This window comes from Pseudomonadales bacterium (assembly GCA_013215025.1).
Taxonomy (GTDB): domain Bacteria; phylum Pseudomonadota; class Gammaproteobacteria; order Pseudomonadales; family DT-91; genus DT-91.
Window position 1 is genome coordinate 1 of sequence record JABSRR010000262.1, and the last position, 2,498, is coordinate 2,498.

At 48.2% G+C, this 2,498-nt stretch carries 3 protein-coding genes; 1 reads left to right on the forward strand and 2 read right to left on the reverse strand.

What is annotated here, in order from left to right; all coding sequences use genetic code 11:
• Positions 1–11: 11 nt before the first annotated feature.
• The gene (locus tag HRU21_12665) at positions 12–1,019 is read right to left on the reverse strand and encodes an SUMF1/EgtB/PvdO family nonheme iron enzyme (protein NRA43142.1); all 1,008 of its coding nucleotides are present in this window, start codon (positions 1,017–1,019) and stop codon (positions 12–14) included.
• Between the two features lie 72 nt (positions 1,020–1,091).
• The gene (locus HRU21_12670; GenBank protein ID NRA43143.1) at positions 1,092–1,697 is read right to left on the reverse strand and encodes a hypothetical protein; all 606 of its coding nucleotides are present in this window, start codon (positions 1,695–1,697) and stop codon (positions 1,092–1,094) included.
• A gap of 117 nt (positions 1,698–1,814) precedes the next feature.
• Here HRU21_12670 and HRU21_12675 point away from each other — a divergent pair, with 117 nt between their 5' ends.
• A complete protein-coding gene (locus tag HRU21_12675) occupies positions 1,815–2,381 on the forward strand; it encodes a DUF1643 domain-containing protein (protein ID NRA43144.1) in 567 nt (188 codons plus the stop codon).
• The last annotated feature ends 117 nt before the right edge of the window (positions 2,382–2,498 follow it).

Consider the following 2,498-nt stretch of genomic DNA (forward strand, 5'->3'; position numbering starts at 1 on the left):
CTAATAATTAACTAGCGTCGCTCTAGCACCAAACGAAAACCAATATCGTCTTTAGCATTGATGGCAGCGGTGCGATTACGCAAGGCTGAGCGCGCAAATCGCGGTATATCGCCCCAACCACCACCCCGAAATACACGTCGATCACAGTCACCCTGAAGTCTAGCCTCACCCTGCAAATGCTGAAAATCATATCGCGCATTCCAGCAATCTTGCACCCACTCCCAGGCATTACCATAAATATCAAACAGGCCCCAAGGGCTGGCCGCAAACTGCCCTACAGGCGCACTGCGCATATAGCCGTCCGTGCATGTTGCAGCACTAAATGTTGGAAATAGGCTTAAAATCGTTTGGTCAGCAATATTGCTGTATGTGCAAAGCTTGGCTGACGACTCACCCCAAAAATAGCGCTCACTGCTACCTGCCCTTGCGGCATATTCCCACTCTGCCTCAGTAGGCAGGCGAAAACGAAAAGCCGTGCTCTGTGTATTTAGCCACTCAATAAATTGCTGCACATCAAACCAGCTCACGCAAACCACTGGGTGATGGGCGGCTTGCTGATAACCCGGGTTTTGCCAATTAAGCGCTTCAGAGAATCGCCATTCACCATCATAAAACCAGCAGCCTGTTGAGCTGTTTTTTGAGCTGTCTTTTGAGCTGTCTTTTGAACTGTCGTTAGCGCTGGCTATAGAACTGTCAGAGCGATGCTTGGCAAACACGGCATATTGCGCGCGGGTTACTTCATGCGTTTGCAAATAAAATGCAGCAAGCTTAACGGTATGCAGCGGGCGCTCATCGCGCTGCCCTCTCGCCTCGCCCATACGAAACGCACCTGCCGGCAGCGCTACAAAGCTAAACTGCAGCCCATTTGCCAGCTTAACCGTGAGCGGGTTTACAGGCTGCACAAGTGCCGATGCTTCAACCTGCAGTGTATCGGCCTTGCTTGCTACATCAGCCATTACAATTTGGCTAAGCAAGCTAGCGGCAATAAGCAGAGAACTTTGCCATAACTGAAGTCGCATACACAACCTGTCTTTAAAATGCCGTTTTAAATAGCCCGATAAAACACTCGCTATTGCGGGTGTATTAACAGCCTAGTCGTCCATCAGCTGTTGTAACTGCTGTTTAAGCGCAGGCGTGATCGCGGTCACATCGTCGGCAGCTGCAATTTGCTGAACTTGCTGCACCACTTGCAGTGCCTCATTAAAGCGCGGCTGACTATCGGCCAATAAACGCAATAATAAAGGCTGTTCAGCTTTTTGTTCTGGTATCTTTTCAGGTATCTGCGCCGAGGTTTGTGCTGCAGCTTGAGTTGAGCTTGAAGTCGACATAGAAGTCGAATTAGAAGTAGTAGCTGAGCCTGATGAAGATGCCGACAAGGCATCAGACTGTGCAGCCTTTGCAGCATCAACTGCACTGCTGTTGATTAAGGCCCGCAGTTGATCGCGCTCAGCGTCCGTTATTGTTTCAGCCTCATGCAGCAACCAGCTGTGCAAGCTGGTTTCAGCAATACTGCGTTTAGCCAATTGCTGGCGCACAAAAATGCGCCATTCCTCAGGGTAGGTAAACTGCAGGCGTTCTGGGTAGGCATAAAGGTCGTGAATATCTTGATCAATATCGTGATACAGCTCGGGCTTATCCAGCGCTAAACGCAAGCGCAGCAAAGTGTCTAAATTTAGCGCCTTTAAAATCGAATACACACAAAGTTCCTAAGTCTGAAATCAGCTATGTTCTACACTATCAAACGTGACGAATGCGCCACTGGATGAGCATAAAGCCTAAGCCTGCCAAGAACATACCTAAACCATGCAAAAGATATGTCCAACACAAAAAACAGCACAACGGCCATCGCGCACCACGCTTCAATAGACAGCCAATATATTCAGGCTTGCTTCAGTGCCGATGGCAAACATCGTTATAGTCTGTATCTGCCGTTTCGTAAACCGCGTGGGCAGCAAATCCTATGCATCATTGGGCAAAACCCCAGCCATGCCAATCAGCATCATGCTGATAAAACACTGGCTTATTTTGAGCATTACCTTTATAGCCAACATCCACAATTTAAAGCCTTTTATATGGTCAATTTATACAGCCGTATCGACACGCAAAAACGCTATCAGCGCGGTTTGAACACGCGGCATAGTGCCGACTATATAAAACAAGCGATTGACGCCAGCGATGCGGTGCTAATGGCCTACGGCGCTAAGGCCAAAGACAAGGCTTATCATTTTCAGCAGCAGGCCAAACGGCTCAAGCCCTGGCTAGCGAATATACCCTGCTATAAATTAGATATTGGCGAGCCAACTCACTATCCGCCGCACCCAGGTAACCGCAACATTATTTATCGCCGCTATCAGCTGCGTTTATTGCCATTCACCGTTTAAAACTTGCAGCCTATTTAAAACTTTCGGCTATTGCATTGTTATCGCAGCAGCAAAGCCTCACGGCTATATTTTTAAGCCCAATCACAGGCTTAAAAAGCCCAGTCAATATAGATTGTA